Annotated in this window: 14 protein-coding genes; 8 read left to right on the forward strand and 6 right to left on the reverse strand. The window is 54.8% G+C overall.

The features are described from left to right. Nucleotides 1-83: 83 nt before the first annotated feature. Together CGZ80_RS08600 and CGZ80_RS08605 are read left to right on the forward strand one after the other, a co-directional pair. On the forward strand, nucleotides 84-1,760 hold the full coding sequence (locus CGZ80_RS08600; RefSeq protein WP_158222612.1) for a C25 family cysteine peptidase: 1,677 nt from the start codon (nucleotides 84-86) through the stop codon (nucleotides 1,758-1,760). A gap of 3 nt (nucleotides 1,761-1,763) precedes the next feature. After that, entirely contained in the window at nucleotides 1,764-2,330 is a 567-nt protein-coding gene (locus CGZ80_RS08605; protein WP_094413356.1) for a hypothetical protein, read from the forward strand. 24 nt (nucleotides 2,331-2,354) lie between these two features. Here CGZ80_RS08605 and CGZ80_RS08610 read toward each other — a convergent pair whose 3' ends face one another. Beyond that, nucleotides 2,355-5,654 (reverse strand): hypothetical protein, encoded by a 3,300-nt coding sequence (locus tag CGZ80_RS08610; RefSeq protein ID WP_094413358.1) that lies wholly within the window; start codon nucleotides 5,652-5,654, stop codon nucleotides 2,355-2,357. Nucleotides 5,655-5,960: 306 nt separating this feature from the next. Between CGZ80_RS08610 and CGZ80_RS08615 the strand changes: the two genes are divergently transcribed. The 3 genes from CGZ80_RS08615 to CGZ80_RS08625 all read left to right on the forward strand — a co-directional run bounded on the left by CGZ80_RS08615 (nucleotide 5,961) and on the right by CGZ80_RS08625 (nucleotide 10,124). After that, a complete protein-coding gene (locus tag CGZ80_RS08615; protein WP_158222613.1) occupies nucleotides 5,961-6,530 on the forward strand; it encodes an RNA polymerase sigma factor in 570 nt (189 codons plus the stop codon). Between the two features lie 12 nt (nucleotides 6,531-6,542). Then, entirely contained in the window at nucleotides 6,543-8,918 is a 2,376-nt protein-coding gene (locus tag CGZ80_RS08620) for a von Willebrand factor type A domain-containing protein (RefSeq protein WP_094413362.1), read from the forward strand. 75 nt (nucleotides 8,919-8,993) lie between these two features. Then, on the forward strand, nucleotides 8,994-10,124 hold the full coding sequence (locus CGZ80_RS08625; protein ID WP_233148309.1) for a D-TA family PLP-dependent enzyme: 1,131 nt from the start codon (nucleotides 8,994-8,996) through the stop codon (nucleotides 10,122-10,124). On the opposite strand, the gene CGZ80_RS08630 is transcribed toward CGZ80_RS08625, so the two are convergent. The 3 genes from CGZ80_RS08630 to CGZ80_RS27895 all read right to left on the reverse strand — a co-directional run bounded on the left by CGZ80_RS08630 (nucleotide 10,121) and on the right by CGZ80_RS27895 (nucleotide 13,012). Beyond that, entirely contained in the window at nucleotides 10,121-11,002 is an 882-nt protein-coding gene (locus CGZ80_RS08630; protein ID WP_158222614.1) for a CvpA family protein, read from the reverse strand. The two genes, CGZ80_RS08625 and CGZ80_RS08630, sit on opposite strands and share 4 nt — an antisense overlap. Before the next feature lie 425 nt (nucleotides 11,003-11,427). Continuing rightward, entirely contained in the window at nucleotides 11,428-12,687 is a 1,260-nt protein-coding gene (locus CGZ80_RS08635) for a DUF1559 domain-containing protein (protein ID WP_094413366.1), read from the reverse strand. Nucleotides 12,688-12,844: 157 nt separating this feature from the next. Then, nucleotides 12,845-13,012 carry a hypothetical protein gene (locus tag CGZ80_RS27895; RefSeq protein ID WP_158222615.1) on the reverse strand — a complete coding sequence of 56 codons (168 nt, stop codon included), beginning with the start codon at nucleotides 13,010-13,012 and terminating at the stop codon, nucleotides 12,845-12,847. Nucleotides 13,013-13,487: 475 nt separating this feature from the next. Here CGZ80_RS27895 and CGZ80_RS08645 point away from each other — a divergent pair, with 475 nt between their 5' ends. The 3 genes from CGZ80_RS08645 (at nucleotide 13,488) to CGZ80_RS08655 (ending at nucleotide 16,033) form a co-directional block, all read left to right on the forward strand. Then, on the forward strand, nucleotides 13,488-14,024 hold the full coding sequence (locus CGZ80_RS08645; RefSeq protein ID WP_233148310.1) for a DUF2585 family protein: 537 nt from the start codon (nucleotides 13,488-13,490) through the stop codon (nucleotides 14,022-14,024). A 108-nt stretch (nucleotides 14,025-14,132) separates the two neighbouring features. After that, nucleotides 14,133-14,567 carry a hypothetical protein gene (locus CGZ80_RS08650; RefSeq protein WP_094413373.1) on the forward strand — a complete coding sequence of 145 codons (435 nt, stop codon included), beginning with the start codon at nucleotides 14,133-14,135 and terminating at the stop codon, nucleotides 14,565-14,567. After that, nucleotides 14,564-16,033, forward strand: a complete 1,470-nt coding sequence (locus CGZ80_RS08655) for an SGNH/GDSL hydrolase family protein (RefSeq protein ID WP_094413375.1) — start codon at nucleotides 14,564-14,566, stop codon at nucleotides 16,031-16,033. Before CGZ80_RS08650 ends, CGZ80_RS08655 begins: the two co-directional genes overlap by 4 nt. 33 nt (nucleotides 16,034-16,066) lie before the next feature. On the opposite strand, the gene CGZ80_RS08660 is transcribed toward CGZ80_RS08655, so the two are convergent. Together CGZ80_RS08660 and CGZ80_RS08665 are read right to left on the reverse strand one after the other, a co-directional pair. Then, complete coding sequence (locus CGZ80_RS08660) at nucleotides 16,067-17,998, reverse strand: serine/threonine-protein kinase (protein ID WP_094413377.1); 1,932 nt, start codon at nucleotides 17,996-17,998, stop codon at nucleotides 16,067-16,069. 88 nt (nucleotides 17,999-18,086) lie between these two features. Beyond that, nucleotides 18,087-18,584 carry a thiol-disulfide oxidoreductase DCC family protein gene (locus CGZ80_RS08665; protein WP_094413379.1) on the reverse strand — a complete coding sequence of 166 codons (498 nt, stop codon included), beginning with the start codon at nucleotides 18,582-18,584 and terminating at the stop codon, nucleotides 18,087-18,089. Nucleotides 18,585-18,605 lie beyond the last annotated feature (21 nt).

Consider the following 18,605-nt stretch of genomic DNA (forward strand, 5'->3'; position numbering starts at 1 on the left):
TGCCCGGTAGGGAAATCCGTTGAGATACTTACGTTAATCTAACATCTGGCGACCAATCCAAGTACCTGATGACCAGCGAATCGATGCACCGACGCCCAGGCAACATGATTCTTAGCCCCGCCCGACGCTTTCGTTCGCGAACCTTACCGGTGTTGCTAACGCTCGCGTTGATGCTTGGTTGGAAATCCGTCGCGAACGGTCAAGTGATTCCCGAACCGCCGTCCGTTCCCGATACACGATCGGTCTTGGTGGTCTGCCCCTCCGATTTTCGTGGCGCGCTACAGCCTTGGGTCGACTACCGACGCTCTCAAGGGATCGATGTGCGCGTAATCGATTCAGACACGACCGCGCCGGCACTACAAAAATCGATTCGCCAACAGGTCACGCCTAACGATGAAGCGATCCTGTTGATCGGTGACGCACCGATCATCGGTCTGCCGACCGAACCGAGTCATCAAGTCCCGATGCACTACATCGCCACGACGGTATCATCGAAGTTCGGCAGCACGCCGACGATGGCAACCGACCATCCGTATGGCGACACCGATGGCGACGGACAAACAGACATCGCAGTCGGTCGCATTCCGATCAGCCAAGCGAGCCAACTGAATGCGTTTCTGCAACGAATCAAGGCGTACGAAAACAGTCGTGACTTTTCCGCTTGGCGGCGACAAGTACAACTCGTCGGTGGTGTTGGCGGATTTGGAATGCTTGCCGATGCCGCAATCGAATCTGTCACGCGAATGATCGTTACGGCATCATTGCCGATGCCCGTGCAGACGTCGGTCGCCTTCGGAAGTCCCGGGCACATGTTCTATCCTCGCAAACGGTTTACCGATTCCATCACCGAACGCTATGCCAACGGTTGTCGGTTTTGGGTCTATGCCGGTCACGGCATGGTCGAACAACTCGACCGCGTACCATCAGGCCCGACCGGCATTCCCGTGCTCGATAAAACGACGGTCGGGAATCTCGAATGCGATCCAGCCAACGCGCCGATCGCGTTGCTGTTGTGTTGTTTCACCGGGGCAATCGACGCTGGCACCGAGAGTTTCTCCGAACGACTGCTGCTGCACCGCTGTGGCCCGATTGCCGTGATCGCAGGCAATCGTGTCACGATGCCTTACGGAAACACCATTTTGACGCTCGGTCTGATCGATTCGATTTACGGTTCGTCACACAAGGTCGACGACAAAATCGAAGTGACGCCGCCTGCGAAGACCCTGGGCGAGGCGTTTGTGGCGGCCAAGCAACGATTGGAAGCCGATGATACGAGCGAGAAAACGCATTTCCGCACGCTGGTCGATTCGATCGCGATGCTGGTCAGCCCGACCGGCACCAAATTGGCTGACGAACGACGCGAACACGCGGCGCTGTACGGCTTGCTCGGCGACCCGCTGCTTAAAATGCACCCGCCCCTTCCACTTGAAGTCACCACCGAAACCGGTTTCGATTTTGGCGCGCCCGTGACCGTGACCGTCGTAAGCCCTATTGATGGCGAGTGCACAGTGATGCTGGACCATCCCTTGGGCCAAGGCCCACAATCCAAGCCCGGACAGCCGGCCAGAGATCCCAACGTCGTCACCCTGGCGACTCAAACGGAACCCATCGAATCCGGGCATTCGGTAACATTCAACATTCCAGTAAACGATGCTCACGCAGGAATGATCGCTGTACGTGTTCATGTAACCGGGGCCGAAACATGGGCTAGCGGCGGCACCCAAACCAACCTTCGTCCCGAGCAGAAACCTAGTCCATAATCCATGAAAGTCATCCCGCTGAACTGCAACCACTGCGGCGCGCCATTAGAGGTTGATGCCAAAGCACGCTTTGTGACTTGCAGTTTTTGCAACGCTCGCTTGACCATTCGACACACCGGAAGCAGTTATTCCACCGAAGTCCTCGATGACATTCGAGAAACGACTCAGCGGATCGCCCGCGACGTCGAACAAATCAAGTCCAGTAACGCGATCGAACGCCTGGATCAACAGTGGCAAAACGAACGGGCGAATCATCTCGTCCAGGACAAACATGGTGCAACGCACCTGCCGTCGAAAGCCGGTGCGATCTTCGGTGGCGGCTTTGTCGTGCTCTTTGGGATCTTCTGGACCGTCATGGCCACTGGCATTTCGTCCGGCGCAAGCCGCGCCGGCGCACCCGGGATCTTTATGATTTTCCCGCTGTTTGGGGTGCTATTTGTGATCTTCGGAATCTTCAACGCGATCCGGACCTTTTCGAAAGCCGAATCGTATCAACGCGATCATACGAACTACATTCGCGAGCGCCGCAAGCTCGCCGAGGAAATCTCCTCGACGAGTTATTCCGATTAACACAGTCGATCGTCGAGCTTCGAACTAACGAAGTCGCCAGCGAACGCTACTTCGCAGCCCGTCCGATTCGAATTGCATGTTCAACGATAGCGAATCGATGCGGCTCATCAAACCGAACGGCTGATCCGGATCAAAGGCCGGCTGGCGCTGCCGCACCGGCTGACCATAAACCCGACTGACCATCGCTTGGCCCTCCCATAACCATTGGTCGCCGGGAAGCTGTCGCGGATGGAAACCAAACAGCCGTTGATGCTCTGCCATCGCCGACTCGACACTGTCCGAACCGGCCAGCATGAACGGATACAACCGTCCAAGGCCTGACATCACCGACTTGCGATTGTTGTCTGATGCTGCCGCGTGTAATCCAGGCAACTGCAATTGGCACGCACCGGGATTCACCGACAATTGCGCCCCGTTGAGTGCTGCTATCCCCGTGCTGACGACCCGGTCATCGCTTGACCACGGGATGTTGCGAATCACCAAATACTTGTCGATGACTTCGACTCCATAGCGCAGCTTGACCATCCCAAAGATATCCAGCACCCAAACCCACTTGTCTTCGTCACCCTCTTGGTAAAACGAAGGACGAAAGGCACTGTCTTGTCCCACACCCATCGAATGCGCAAGTGCCGCTTGGCGGAGGTACTGTGCGGTACGTTCTGGTGATTGTGTTTCGACCATGATGCTGCACGGCCGCGTCAACATCGAAATCATCACCGGCGACATCAACATAAAGTTCGAATTGCCACGCCGTGCCGCATTGCCAAACGCCCCGAAGACATCACCACTGCCAAGTGCGATCACCGGGTCGGCGTCAAACACCGCGACGTGTGCACTCGGACCAAAGTCATCAAGGATCGCCGAACTGACTCCCGAGTAGTGCGAAAAGAACTCCGAGAAGTTCCCAGCAATTTGCTGCCACGCCTCATCTCGCAAGTTCAGCGAAAACTGCAGCACCGGTGCCGGCTGGACAACCGGAATCGAAAGTGATTTACCATCGGACTGATGCGCAAGAACACCACGCAGCCCGTTGTAAATTGAATTGTCGACCAATGGCAAAATGAATGTCGAAAGTTCCAACTCGCCCGGTCCGACGTCGTTCAACCGAACCGCGATCGGATCGAAATATCGACTCCAATAACGCGAATAGTTCTCGCGATACCGGTCGTACTGCTGTGCTTCCTCGCGAGTGACCTTCTTGAGCGGTACCTCCGGCAGGCTGCGCATATTCGGAAGTGTTCCGTAGCGTTCCGACCGCACCAATCCGTTCGGCTGAATTGAAACAGTCGTGTCATTAAGGTCGCTCGGCAAGTAACCGCGTTGTTGAAGAATCTGCGTCGTCTCACCTTCGCTCAGTCCATCAAGTTTGGCTTTCAAGCGATACGCGGTGATCGCTTCTAATTTCGCTTTTTCGAGCACGCGTCGGCGCTGGCCGATCTTGGCTTCGGGGCCAACCAATCGTCGGACAAAGGGGTCAGATAAATACGCGTACAGCCTGGTTTTCTCATCCACCGGCAACTGACCGAGCATGTAACGAAATTCGTCGCTCGCCCCCAAGCTGCCCACACCGTCTCGCTCGCGCAAGTCGATCGCCAGTTCCAACTCTTGCCGGTTGGTGCTGATCATCAACAAATCGTCTTGAAGCGAAACGTAGGCGTTTCGTTCTCCGCTTGCGGGAATTTCCACCACGCCGCCACCGGTAACATCGGCGATCACTAATATCGACAACATTCGGTGCAGCAACTGCGGTTGCCGTAAACGTGCGATGACCGTCACATCGGTTCCGTCGATAAAGAACAAGTCTGGCGTGTAGATCGACAGCTCGCTGGCCATGCCCGACGTCAAAACGGAATCGACCCAATCGCGATTCAAACCCAATCGCGCGAGGTATCGTGATTCCAAGTTGTACTGCAGACAGTTTCCCGAAAGCGCCGTTCCCAAGCTTGCGATAAAAGGTGCGCCACTGTCGAGCAGTGCCGGAATGGTTTCCGGTTTTCCGACATAGACATAGAACCGATCGGCCGGGACAAAACTTGCCATCGCAAGTTCTTCGCCTCCACCATGATTGGCAAGCATTGCCTCAAACGGATGCGACTTGACCTCCACCCCTTTTAATGTCGACAGCTCGACCATGTCATCGGTTTTCGACTTGCCGACTGCCAACACTTGCATTTGCAACGTTTCTTCGATCGCTGCACGCCCCCCCAGAATCGAATACATCGACAAATTGTTTGGACGCGGACTAGCAGGCCCAATGGCATCCGAGTGCGGCGTCACTTTGCGATTCCAAAGATCCAACACGCCACCGTTTCCGGCGATCAAGTATGGCGTCCAGCCATAGCGTCGGGCATCAAAGAGTGTGTTTTCGACAAGATCAAAGTCGACTTCTTTTGCTTGATCAAAATTCCATTCCAGCTGAACCTGTTGATTGGCAATCGCGTTGTCAACTCTCACGACCTGCTTGGCGGAGATTACTTCATCCACGATCGCCGTGACGGTATACGTTGTAACCTCTGTCTGGTCGTTTCGTTCGATCGTCTCTTGCGACAAGATCGGCCGAATCGTCGCCTTTTGTGTGCGCACCAAATCTTGATCGATGTCGACTCGTTCGCAATTGCCATCGGTAGAGAGCACCCAATGTTTGCCATCATCGATTAGCGGCCGCAACTCGAATGCCAAGACCTTGCGTTTGTCTTTGGGAACGCCTCGTCGTTGACGTAAATTCGGATCAGCTGACTGATCAGTCGCCGGCGGATCTTCAAATTCGAAGGTGACGTTCGGTATCAAGTGCACAAAGGGGCCATCGACCGCATCGATCGCGATCAGGCCTTCCAAATCACGAAGCCGGTAGGACATTCGATCCCAGAAGAACGCCGATCCGTACTTGTCATCTTGATATTCGCTGAGCTCCTTCAGCGAAGTGGGGCCGACGTTCTGATGTGCCAACGCAAAATCACGGCATGGCTCATAGCCGACGTTGAGTTGCCATCGTGACGCGTTGATCACACGCTCCTCGATGGCTTCGTACATCCGCTTGCCCAGTTGGTGGACACGCAATGGATCAAGAGGTACGAGATAAACTTCACGAACGTGTTCATCGACTTTGCTGGTGTCGATTCGCCAAACACCTTGTGCGGGCAGCTTGACGGTGCCGACGTAGACACGGTACGGACCATCGCGAAGTGGCGCGTGCTTGGATGAACTGACCGCCAGCGGCGAATCGTCGGCAGCGGCGTGAGTGGGAACGGCCATGAAAAACAGCATCACGGCACAGGCGGCCGAACGGTACGTCCGACCTGCGAAGAAGGCTGACGAGTGTGACATCGTCGCAGACCCCGTGGGAAAATGGGCGGGAAAATCGAATCACTAATCGGCAAATGCCAATCCCTTTTCGAGCCCCCGGCAGGGGATCCGATACGCACGATTTTGAGAAATACAGCGTGGATTGGCAACAAAAGTCGCCTGCCAACACAAATCGATGCCGTAGCTTTTTGGATAGAATACGTTCGCACTCAGCGGCATCGACACTGCCGTTCTGCCTCCAACACAAATTCCTTTCTAAGGATTCTTCACGCGGATCGTTGTAAAGATGCAAGGATCCGCGTTCCTTTTCGAAGCCTGCAACAGGCAATGAAGCAGATCGATTCCCATCCAGATTCACCGGAAACGCCACCCCCGCCGGGTGGTGAACGATCGGCGGCCAGTGAAAGCTGGTTGTCCGAGGCTTTCCGCGACAATGAGGTGGCGCTGATGAGTTATGCGAAACACTTGGTGGGTGATCGGGATCGTGCCAACGACTTGGTGCAGGACGCGTTTTTGAGGCTGTGCAAACAGCCCCAGGAAAAGGTGCGTGGGAAAGTACGTCAGTGGCTGTTCCGTGTTTGTCGAAACCGGGCGTTCGACGTCATGAAGAAGGAAGGTCGAATTCGACCGCTTGATGACACGGTAGCGGAAAAAGAAGTCAGCCGGGATGGCGACCCGGTGACGAAAGTTGAAATGGCCGAACGGTATAGCGACGCATTGGATCAGCTCGGGAATCTACCGGAACGGCAACAAGAAGTGATCCGATTAAAGATTGAAAGCGGGCTGAGTTATCGCGAAATCAGCCACGCGACGGGCTTGAGTGTCGGCAACGTGGGCTACCTGCTGAGCACGGGACTGAAAACCGTTCGCGAACGACTTGTTCCCACCGAAAAGTAATCACGCGTTGAAATGATTGTGCCAAACGATTCCGACCCAAACGATTTGCAATTACACGAGCAGGCGACTGCATTCGTGTTCGGCGAATTATCCGCCCAACAAGAAGCGGAGTTTGTGCAACGGATGGAACACTCGCCGACGCTGTGTGAAACCGTCAATGCGATCCGCGAAACCGCAACGACATTGGCAAGCGAGTTCGACACCAAGACACAATCTCTTTCCGAACAAAGTCGTCAAACGATTGAAGCCGCCATCCGTCGCGCCGAGCAGGTCCCCGTGCCGCCGATCGAACCGGGCACAAGCGAAGAATTGGGCGTCGCACAAGCGGTCCCGTCCCCGCAATCGCCTTCGAGTTCGTTCGGCTTTGTACTCGCCATTGCCGCTTCGCTGCTGCTGGCTTGTGGCCTGACGTTGCCGGCCCTAAACCGCGTTATTTCCGCTCGGACAGAAACGAAACTACTTCGTTCACGAATCCAAGAAGTCGAACGTCAAAACCGCCTGTTGGCCGAACGCAATCGCCAATTCGAATCACAAATTCAGTCATTGCAGGTTCAGCTCGCACTCGATCGGCAGCAGTCAACTGTGGCACCACCATCAAGCGCGGTGGTCAATAATGATCAAACAAGCACGAATAATCTCGACACCACAGCGGATGTGAATCCAGTTGATGTGTCTTCAACAGATGTTGCCGCGGTTTCAAATCAGACGCACGAGGAAACAGCCAGTAACGTCGCTGCGATGGGCAGCGCCGGCGATTCTTTGTCTGGCTCGCCAAGCGATTTGTCGCCAACGAATCTCGATCACGATTTGCCAAACGAAAATGAGACTGCGGTTGACGACCCATCAGTTATCGCGGCTGATGTGCTCGAATCCCAGCGTTTAATGGACGATACGCTCTCACCAAGTCGGGTAAAGGTTGCTGGACAATCCAGGCCGTTTCGGTCGGGCGTTTTCGAATCCGCTGCCGTCAGCCCACTTTCGAATTTCCCTATCAACATCGAGCGGGAATCTTACTGGGCGGTTCGCAAACTGATTGATCGCAAGTCGCTTCCTCAATCCAATGACGTCTATGTCGAGCAATTGATCAATACGTTTGATTACGAATATGCCCGCCCAGAGGATGGAAAAACGTTTGCCGTTTCGATGGATATCGCGAGCTGTCCCTGGAATCCATCAAACCGCTTGGCACGTGTTGGGATTCAAGGACGTGAGTCACAACAGTCACGACGACCGGCGAATCTCGTGTTTCTGGTCGATGTCTCTGGAACGATGAATCGGCCTGAAAAATTACCGCTTGCGGTCAAGGGGCTGCTCACAATTGTCGAACAGCTCGACAAAAACGACTCACTCGCAATCGTTGTTTACTCCGGCGCCAAAGGAATTGCTCTGGACGCGACGACAGGCGATCAAAAACTCAAAATCATTGACGCCATCCACCGTATCCGCAGCGGCGGCTCGACAAAGTCGGGCGAAGGACTGCAATTGGCGTATCGGATCGCTCAACGCCAGTACATTCCTGGCGGAAACAATGCGGTCATTCTTTGCACGGACAATAACTGCCAAATCGGATTCGAAAGTAGCAACGAACTTGCCGACTTTGTTTTGACTCGAAGCGACCAAGTTGCCTTTTCGGCGATCCAGTTTGGGGCAGATGCTGGCGATCACAAATTGATGAAACGGCTCTGCAATAAAGGAAACGGGGACTATCGCGTGGTGAAGAACCGTGGCGACGCAGAGTCACAATTTCTTGACCAAATTCAGCTCCACTCCGAACAAATCGCTAGCGACGTTGATGTCCGAGTTGAATTCAACCCACGTGAAGTCAAAGCTTATCGATTAATCGGTTACGAAGATCAACGTGGCGCGATGGTCGCCACTAGCGACCTTCCTTGGTCTGGCGACGTGTATTCGGGACATGCCGTTACCGCGCTTTATGAAATCATCCCACAAAACGGTTTGGGGGCTGGCGCCCCGACAGACTCAAACGTCGAAGGATTGAAGTACCAAACCCCCGTCGCGTTAAACGATGATGCCAACAGCGGTGAAGTGCTAACCTTGAAGCTACGCTACCACGACACGCAATCGGGGCAAGATTTCGATTCGATCGAAGTCAGTCTTCAAGACACCGGTATCGCCTTTGATGACGCGCCGGAGAGTTTTCGCTTCGCTTCGGCTGCCGCCGCATTCGGGATGTTGTTGCGGAGTCCTGCCAATCAGATCACCGTCCGTCACACGGGCGACAGCCCGGTTGCTGATGGATTAACGGATTTCGAGTTCATCGAAAAAATTGCTGCTAATGCGAGTGGCGAGGATCCGAGTGGCTTTCGCAATGACTTCGTCGCGATGGTAAAACGGGCAGGCCGCTTGGCTGCACAGCAGCACGGCTAACGTTATGTTGACGTGAGAGGTCGCTTTCGCAAGAGCGTCCATTTCATCGCCTTCTTAGCCGACCGAACTGCCAAAGTGAACGACGACAAACGCTGGTTTGAAATCAACAATGTCGAAGAAGTCCCTTCGCCATCTCTTTTAATTGACATCGGCCGTGTAAAGTCCAACTTGCAGCGGATGATTCGGTGGGCGGGTCAACGAGGCCCAGAAGTCCTCCGCCCCCACGTCAAAACACACAAGCTGCCTCAGATCGTTCAACTGAAACTGAAGGCCGGCATCACAAAATTCAAAACGTCAACGATCGCCGAATGCGAAATGACGGCCGAGGCGGGCGGCGAAGACATTTTGATGGCGTATCAGCCGGTCGGCCCGAATATCCGTCGATTCTTGACTCTTGTTGAAACGTTTCCGGATTGTCGCTTTTCAACCATCGTCGATTGCTTGGAAATTGCCCAACAGCTTTCCGATGAAGCGACACGCATCGGGGCGGTCATCGATTTATTCGTCGACTTGAATGTCGGGATGAATCGGACCGGGATTCATGTCGGCGAGTCAGCGGAACGCCTCTATCGCTTCATCTCCGAATCGCCATCCTGCAATGCGGTGGGGCTGCATGCTTACGATGGACACATCCATCACACCGATCCCGAAACTGTCGTCAACCTTGTCTATGAAGCGTTTACGCCAGTTTGGGAATGGAAACGCCAAATCGAAAGCCGCGGCTTGGTCGTTCCCAAAGTTGTCGGGTGCGGCACGCCAACGTCAAAATTGATGCTTCAAAACGCCCCCGATTGTGACGTCGAAGTCAGCGCTGGCACATCCGTTTTATGGGACGCCGGTCAGCCAACGTTTTCTCCGCCAATGGATTTCGAAAACGCCGCCTTGTTGCTTGCCCGTATCATCAGCCGGCCTACCGAATCAACGCTTTGTATCGATGTCGGCCACAAGTCGGTCGCCGCGGAAATGCAGCCACCACGAATCGTATTTCGTGGTCTTGAAGATGCCGAGTTCGTGATGCAAAGCGAAGAACACTTGGTTCTGAAAACCGATTTTGCCGCTGACTATCCCGTTGGAAGCGTCCTGTATGGGATGCCAGTTCATATTTGTCCCACCGTCGCACTGTACGACCACGTTTGGTGTGTGCAGGATGGTCTCGCGATCGAGCGCTGGCCGGTTACCGCACGGGCTCGACAGATTACGATCTAGCGATCGACACGATGGGTGTTGGCGTGTGTTTCGAGAACGCGTCTTACCCCCTGTCGAAACTCGGGATCGTCGGCAAGTTTCATCACGGCAGGACTGTTCATCAAGAACAGCAACTCCTCTTGGCCGAGCGGTTGACCGCCGCGGAACACCCCCGCCAATTGCGGCTCGCCACGGAGCTCTTCGATCGCCCGAGAAACTTCGGGATCATTTCGAAGCGAGCGAATCTCGGGGTCGGCCAATAAACGATCAACAGCGCCTGGCGATGACAATTGGCGTACCGCCGCGGGCAACTTTTGAGTTTCAGCGAGCGGTTCGATCCGCTCGAACGGGTTGTAATCGCGAACAAACGGTCCGATCGCACTTTGTCGCGTTTGTGCGGCCCAATGATCAACCCACTGAGCGACAGCGTTTTCGCTTTTGTTCGCGTCACGCTGCCAAAGCTGCATGCTGATCAATCCGCCCAATGCCAACCAGACTAATAGCGTGCCCTCGATTGCGCCCAAGACGAAACCGCCATAGTGGTTCGCCTTTGCTAAACGCTGACGATGAGCGATCGTGCCGCCCAGTAGCGCCGTCACCAACAACGAAACGATCATCGAGATCAGCACACCCGCCACGGCGATACTCAAGAAGCGGTTCGCCAATCCGGTGGTTTCAAAATAACGCGTCGCATAGGGCTCCAGGGTCGGTGCCGCCGCAGGTGCAAAATAGAACGCCGCAGTCAGCCCGATCAGACTCGACGCAATCCCGATCACCCCCATCTTGAAAGCGACCATCGACGAGAAACTGATCAGTACCAAGCTGATCGCCGCGATCGGATCTCCTTGTCGAAACAAAACGGCACTTGCCACCATCGTCGCCAAAACGATTGCAATCATCAGCCAGGGATTCATTTGCACCGGGACGGGCTTGTTCGAATCCTTTTTCCGTCGATGGCTTTCAGCCGACTGAGACATGTGCGTCGCGAGAAGTGTGGGGGGAGGGGAGCGGGTCGGTTAAGCCGCTAGGCCGAACCTGATTCGAAACGGGGCGCGTTCGTTTGTCGGCAATCGCTACGGTAAGGGGAACCGCCGACATACCCGGTGCCGCCCCGCTTGCCGATCTGTTCCCTGCTGGTGGAGTGTACCTCATCAATTGGGACGCTGCTTGATTCGGGTCATCGCGCGACTGCCGCCACACCCGAGTACCGCCCCGGCGGTAGACTCCCAACCTGACCCCATAAAAAAACGCAGCGTCACAATCTTGGTGACACTGCGTCAGATGCGATCAACTGGCCCGTTGCCGGGCCGGACCGATCGTAGAATTAGTTGATGCTTTCGGAGATGACTTCGCGGCTCGCTCGCGTTCCGAGCGAACCCCACAAACCATAGGGGCTGGCCGATCCAGGAGCGCGATTGCCGGTTTCACCGAGCACCACCGTACCGTTGGTCGGCGAACCAGCTTCGATTGAATCGGTGATAAACACCACCGCACCGTCGCTCATCAACACGTGCGTTCCACCTTGGTGGCGACTGCTTGCCGACAACGCCCCTGGCGAGGTGTCACCAAGCGACATACAGGTTTCGCTGTTCGGTGGCAGAATCGTGTTCATCGCCGTGTAGGGCTGGCAACCGCTGGCCCAACGGAATCCACGACCTTGGTTTCCGGCGGCAACGTCGGTCAGGTTCGACATCCAAAATTTAGGCCGCTCTGGGTCAACATCCGAATGGCAGACGTAGGGATTGTTGCGAAGACCGGTGAAGGTCCCTGGCGCGAAAGTGTGCGGCAACGTCCGAACGTCACGGTCACCCAAATCGGTCGCGATTTCGCCCATCATGATGGTGTTCGAAAGTCCGTCCAAAATGTCACGGAACTTCATCGCACGACGCGGAATGAAAACACCACGGCAAGCAGCTTGTGTGGACAAGTTGCTGTTGGTGTGAACTTCGATTTTTGGCCAGCCGCGAAGGTTGTACCAATACGACCCGTTGTCGGTGTAATGCAGAGCGTCACCGAGACACGCGGCGTAGTTGCTGCGTCCCATCGCAGGCAGACCTTGTCCGGGGTCGCTAGGGCAACGCAGTGTTGGGATTTCAGTCATCCAAGGTGGATACGCGGTGTTGCGTTGGTTCACCTTGACAACGTCATTGTCCTCTTCCGTTGGGGTCGGTCCCATCGCCGGCCACGGCGGGTTCCGTGGAGTGTTTGGATTGGTCAAATCGACCGAGTTCGGATTGGCAATCGTGTCCCACAAGCCTTGTTGTTCAAAGAACGGCGTGAGGCCAACAAAGACGCTCAACATCATCATGTTGCAGTCGTCGCCGTATCCGCTGAACCAGCTTGCACCGGCTGGAAGTCGCCGCGTGCCGCCCATGTGTGTAGGAAGCTGTTTAAAAGCAGAGTGGTAGTTGTGCGATGCGAGGCCGATTTGCTTGAAGTTGTTACTGCAGCTCATACGTCGCGCCGCTTCACGAGCGGCTTGTACGGCCGGCAACAACAACCCAACCAAAATCCCGATGATCGCAATCACGACCAAAAGTTCGACAAGGGTGAAACCTTTCGAACCGGATTTGTTTCGAATCATTTCGGTACCTGTGACTTAAACAAGTCGACAATAAAGGATAGATGTAACTTAGACGTCTTAAACTCCATCCCGGACGTCCCGAAAGCGTTTCGTTCCCACCTCTCATTCCTTCGTTTGAACAAACGCTCGATGGTGATGGTCTTGCGATTCCAGGCGGCTATTGCTGTTGAGATGCCAGTGCGGCTTTCTCTCGCTCGCGATTGGATTCTTCCTGTTCGGTCATCTGATAATCCTGCGGCTCGATCACGGTGTTCTCCGAGGAGCCACATCCGGTTGTCGAAACCAACGCCATCGTCACGACCAACGCTGTTAGCAGAAGCTTCATGAGAATTGCTTAGGGGGTAGGGGAATGCACCTGTATCGGCTGCAATCATTCAATGATCGAAGCAGCCAGCCGGAGTCGCGTTTCATCTCCATTGCGAACCTAATTTGGTCAATGCGTAAAACGCTGACCAGCACTTTGTCGGGGTATGCGGAAACGCACGCTAGGCGTCTGCGAAAAAAGGCGGCGATCTACACCGTTACCGACCTCGCAAGTGCAGCTATCTTCCCCAACTTTATCCGCGACGACGCATTTTTTTCGTTAATAATTAATGAAGGCTGTTCGTTGTCGGCGTTCCTACACCCATTTGTCGTTCGACCTGGTTCCTAACAAGATGCCAACACCACTTCCCAATGCTGATTCACCAAAGTCGAACGCTTCGCCTTGTCGCTCATCCGCCGGCCTTGAGTCCGATCAGAGAGCAACTTTCCCGATCGATCGGTGGTCAGTGTCCGGTGCGGCTTTGATTGCCACAGCGATGGCCACCATCCTGTACTTCATGGGGCGACAGGTCTGGTGTGATTGCGGAAACCCGACACCCTGGTCTTGGGAGGTGAACTCATCACACAACTCACAGCATTTTATCGATCCGTATACGTTCACCCATGTGCTTCATGGCGTGGTTTTCTTTGCCATCCTTTGGCTGTTCCGTTCCGCATCGATTCCCTGGTTCGGACGCGCGATTCCGTTGCTCCCGGCGCAACGTTTGCTGATTGCGTTGCTGATCGAAGCGGCATGGGAAATCCTTGAGAACACACCGCTGGTGATCGACCGTTATCGGGCGGCCACGATTTCACTGGATTACTACGGCGACTCAATCGCAAACAGCCTGGCCGATTTGGCGTCTTGTCTGATTGGATACCTGATCGCAAGTCGGCTTCGATGGCAATCGTCACTCGTACTGTTTGTTGTCACCGAAGTTGTGTTGATGGCCACGATCCGTGATTCACTGATTTTGAATGTGATCATGCTCGTGTTCCCCAATGAGGCGATTTTACGCTGGCAGGCAGCCTGATTCGGTCTTTTCAAAATTGTTGTGTAACAAGCGATCGGCTCTCCCGCTTGGCTTGATGTCAACGACACCAACAACAATCCATCGCTCACAAGCCCCTTAGGCAATTCAATGTCCGCCAAACGATTCCGCCAATTTCCCGCCATCCGTTTCGCCATCGCTTTGATCTTGACCGCATCGGTCACATTCTGTGCAACGAACGCTCAAGCGGGTGGTCACAGCTGGGGCTGGTCGAAGCCAATGAATAAACGCATGGGCGCGTTTTACACGAGCAACAAGAACGCCAACTTCCAGCGACACTCCACGTCCCGATCGATTTACAATGTACAGCCACGTTATGTACAGTCACGTCACGTACAGCCACATTACATCCAACCACGACACACCGGCTACGGTCACCAATATGTGACGCCTCACCACAAAGTTGTCACCCCGCAGCCAACGTTCTCCACACGGCCAATGGTGATTCAACACCCGACGATTCAACACGTAGCCCCCAAAATCGTGAAGCCGATTCATCCTGTCACGCCTGGCTATTGGCAGTGAACTCGATCTCAAACCCGCCAACGCCATCACGCCAGCGACGTCGACTCTTTCGATTGATCAGTGTGCTGCTGGCGTTGACACCTTTCGCGATCGCAGAAACCTACTTGCAAGTCATGTCGGATCGTCCTAGCGACGATCTGACATGGGATCCGATCTTCGATACCTCTGCCCAACCACGGTTGTTCCGTCTTGATTCCGCATCTGCAAAGTATCGCGTAGACGAACAACGCCTTAATTTTTTCCGACCGGCATCGTTTGAAGCAGTCAAAACACCGCAGACCAAACGTGTTTTTGTACTCGGCGGATCCACCGTCCAAGGTCGGCCGTACGAAATCGAAACGTCGTTTAGCGAGTGGACCAAACAACGACTTCAAGCCGCCGACCCAACGTTCTCTTGGGAAGTTGTTAACTGTGGCGGCGTTTCTTATGCGAGCTATCGAGTCGCTGTCATTTTGGATGAAGTTCTCGGCTATCAGCCCGATGCGATCGCGATTTACTGCGGTCACAACGAATTCTTAGAAGAACGCTCTTACGGAACGTTGTCATCGAATCAAGGGACACTGCAGGCGATCGCTTCGCATTCGCAGCTAATTCAATCGATTCGTCGACAACTGGGCAAAGCGACGGTCCAACTCCAGCCATTGCCCGCTGAAACACAGACACGACTGGATCTTGTCGAAGGCATGCGGCGCTATGTACGTGATCCAGAATGGCGCCGCTCTGTCGAGCAACACTACATCGAAACAATGCGGCGAATGATCGTCGCTTGTCGAAATGCCGATGTGCCGTTGGTCGTGTGCGTACCGACAAGTGAAATCGTTAATACGCCGCCCTTTAAGATTGTCGAACTCGATAAAGAAACGCATGACCCTGATCGCGTTGCTGCATTTCAATCTCAGTGGGCGATCGCGCAAGACCGTGAACGTTCCGATGCCGATCGATTGCAAGCCTGCCAGTTGTGCTTGGCAACCGATCCCGACCACGCCGGGGCACACTACCTTGCCGGCAGGATCCATTGGCAGCACAATCGTTCGGAGTTGGCACGCAAACACTTGATGGCCGCCCGAGATGTTGATGTCTGTCCGCTGCGGGCGACCACACCGATGATCCAGTCGCTACAAAAGCTATCTGACGAACTAAACGTTGTGATGGTGAATTGCCCGATTCGTTTCGATCAGACCGATTCAAGCCGTCGACCGTTGCCCGACGGCATTCCCGATCCCGATCGATTCGTCGATCATGTCCATCCGACGATCGCGGGGCACCAACAGATCGGGGCCGATGTCGCGTCGCAATTGATTCGCTTATTGAATATCACCAACCGGGACGATGCCGAATCCGTTTACCAGTCGCAGGCGAAGCAACACCTTGAATCGCTTGACGAAACGTACTTCAACCGTGCCAAGCAACGACTTCGCGGATTACAGAATTGGGCCGCCGGACGAGCCGGAAAGCTGTCGCTGTGATCAAAGTCGCGATCCAGGCCAAATGCCGATCGATTAAGACGACTGCTTTAACAATTCCCTCGCACGCTCCAATGCCGGCTCGGCCCAGGTCTGACCGTGATAGAGATTTAATATCCCTTCCAGCAGGCGGCGTTGTTCTTCGGGGGCAAGCTTCTCGGCCTCGTCGATCCGGTCGCTCAACTCCGCCAGTTTGGGATCATCGCGACGCAGACTTGAGTCCTTCGTTGCCGCATCGAGTCGCTCAATTTCGAACGCGGCCAGTTGGCCGAGTTCGCGCTGCGTCTGGTCGGCTTGGGCGGACTCTTGAAAGACATCGATCCAGTGCTGCAACTGTTTCCTTGCTTCACTCGGATCGCTGTCACGTAAGTCCATCGCTTGCAAGAATGAGGTTTCGTAGAGTGGTCCTTCGTCGGTGCGAAGCTTTGCACGAAGCTTCAATCGTTTCACGGCCGCATTGACTTGATAGACCATCAATCGGTCACGAAAGAAATCGGCTTGCGGGTGCTCCGGATAGAGCTTCACGAATCGTTCTAACTCGTTCTTTAATTCAAGTGATTCGTCATCCGAAATCGCCTCGATCTTTGTGATCAAATCATCCGGCGAAGGGTGCCCCAGTTGAGTCAGCAGGATGTAACCTCCGACCGCCAAAGCAATCACGATTAGACCGATCGACAGGTATCGGGCGGAGAAGTGTTCTTCGGATGGATGCGTTTCACGATAGGTTCCGCCTTGTCCTTCGGAATCAGAGACGGTTTGAAAATGTGTTTTCGATTCTGTTCCGATCGATGTATCCAGCCCGGGCGGATCCGCCAGCGAGAAATCGACCGAATGACCACTAGCAACGGCCCCGGCGGCGGCAGAAGGGGGCGTCGTTGAAGGAATCGTTTTTCCACCGGCGTCTTGATCAGATCGCAATGTTTTGGCAGACGGATTCACCCACGTCGCTTCCGTGCCTTTGGATGCAAAATCGTCCGAATTGAACTGCACCGTGTCATCGGGCCGTGTCTTGTCGTCGCGAGCGACGGTCTTGGCCGGATCCGTGTGATTTGTTTTGCTTTCGGGCGGCTCCGACACGCGAGTGTCCGACATCGGGGCATCGGATGACGGCTGTCCTGTCGACGGAGTATCCGCCATTGTGGCCATGCGTTGCAGCCCGGAACGCATCGCTTTAAGTCGGTTCATCACCGCGAGAGCAGTGGGCGGCCGATCGGCAGGTGACTTTTGAAGCAGCTCATTGACCAACTGGACGATATCGTCCGGCAACTCGGGATCCACCATGTCCAGCGGGACGTGGTCTTTGTGCTTCACCGCTTCGATGACCTCGGTGATATTCTTGCCACGAAACGGAGGCCTTCCGCACAGCATTGCGTAGATCACACAACCGAGCGAATACAAATCCGAGCGAATCGTCGTTCCGCCTTCGGTGGCCTGTTCGGGGGCCATGTAGTCGGCCGTCCCCATGATCGAACCGGCCGCCGTCAAGTTGTTGCCGAACAGTTTGCTGATTCCGAAGTCGACCAGCTTCACGGTGCCGTCGCCTTTGATCAGCAAATTCGCTGGCTTGAGATCCCGGTGGATCACGCCGATGTCGTGGGCATGTTTCAGGGCCGAACAAACCTGGATGGCGATGTCCAAGGCTTGAGTCCAGTGGATTTTTTTCTCGGCACGAATCTTGTCTTGAAGCGATTGTCCGTCGACGTACTCCATCGAATAGAACAGCAAATCGTGTTCTTCGCCAAAACCGACTAACTTGACGATGTTGGGATGGCTCAGACATTTCAGCGTCTTGATCTCGGCATCAAAGCGGCGCCGAAAACGCATTTCATCAGAAATCTGCAACGCAATCAGCTTGACCGCGACGGTATCACCCGATTTCGCATGTTCGGCTTTGTAAACGGCTCCCATCCCGCCTTTGCCCAACAATTCTCCAATGCGGTACGGACCGAGGTATTCAGGGAGCTTCATGGAAGCGTTCGACGTGAGCAAGCGAGAAGCAGATCAAAAGGTTGTGACGGCCGCAGTTTAACACAGACAGCAACCACCTCAGAACGCGTCAGTCGCCGAAATGAACCGAACAGGCATCGCCGTCGCATCCTGCGTCTGATTTTTTCCCGGCGATTTTGTAACGCCGTTTGGCGATTTGATGATACCCCCACCGCCACAGGCCGGCGGTCCCGGGTAGATGCAACAGCGGAGCGGCGATCCACAGCAACGGCAAACGCCGGGTCAAATAGCGAACCGCGTCTCCCCCGCCATGTCGGCCTCCGTTTTGGTCGACCACATACATTTGTTCCATCATCTGCTCGTGAGTCAGATCCGGATATCGCTCGTGGACGCGTGGGTCGTGCAGCGAAAGGAAGCTCAGCCGATTGCCACAACAATCCAATCGTTGCAGATTTTTAACCTGGGCAATACAGAACCGGCAATTGCCGTCATAAATCACCACATCGGCGTCTTTCCGTGCGTCGGGATCGGGTAGACCGTCTTCCCCTCCGCGCAAAACTTCGCCGTCGCGAACGAGCGTCGTGTTTTCGGTAGTCACAGAAGCCATCTTTTCGAGCGAAATCGCGAT

Source organism: Rhodopirellula sp. MGV (assembly GCF_002251265.1).
Classification (GTDB): Bacteria; Planctomycetota; Planctomycetia; order Pirellulales; family Pirellulaceae; genus Stieleria; species Stieleria baltica_A.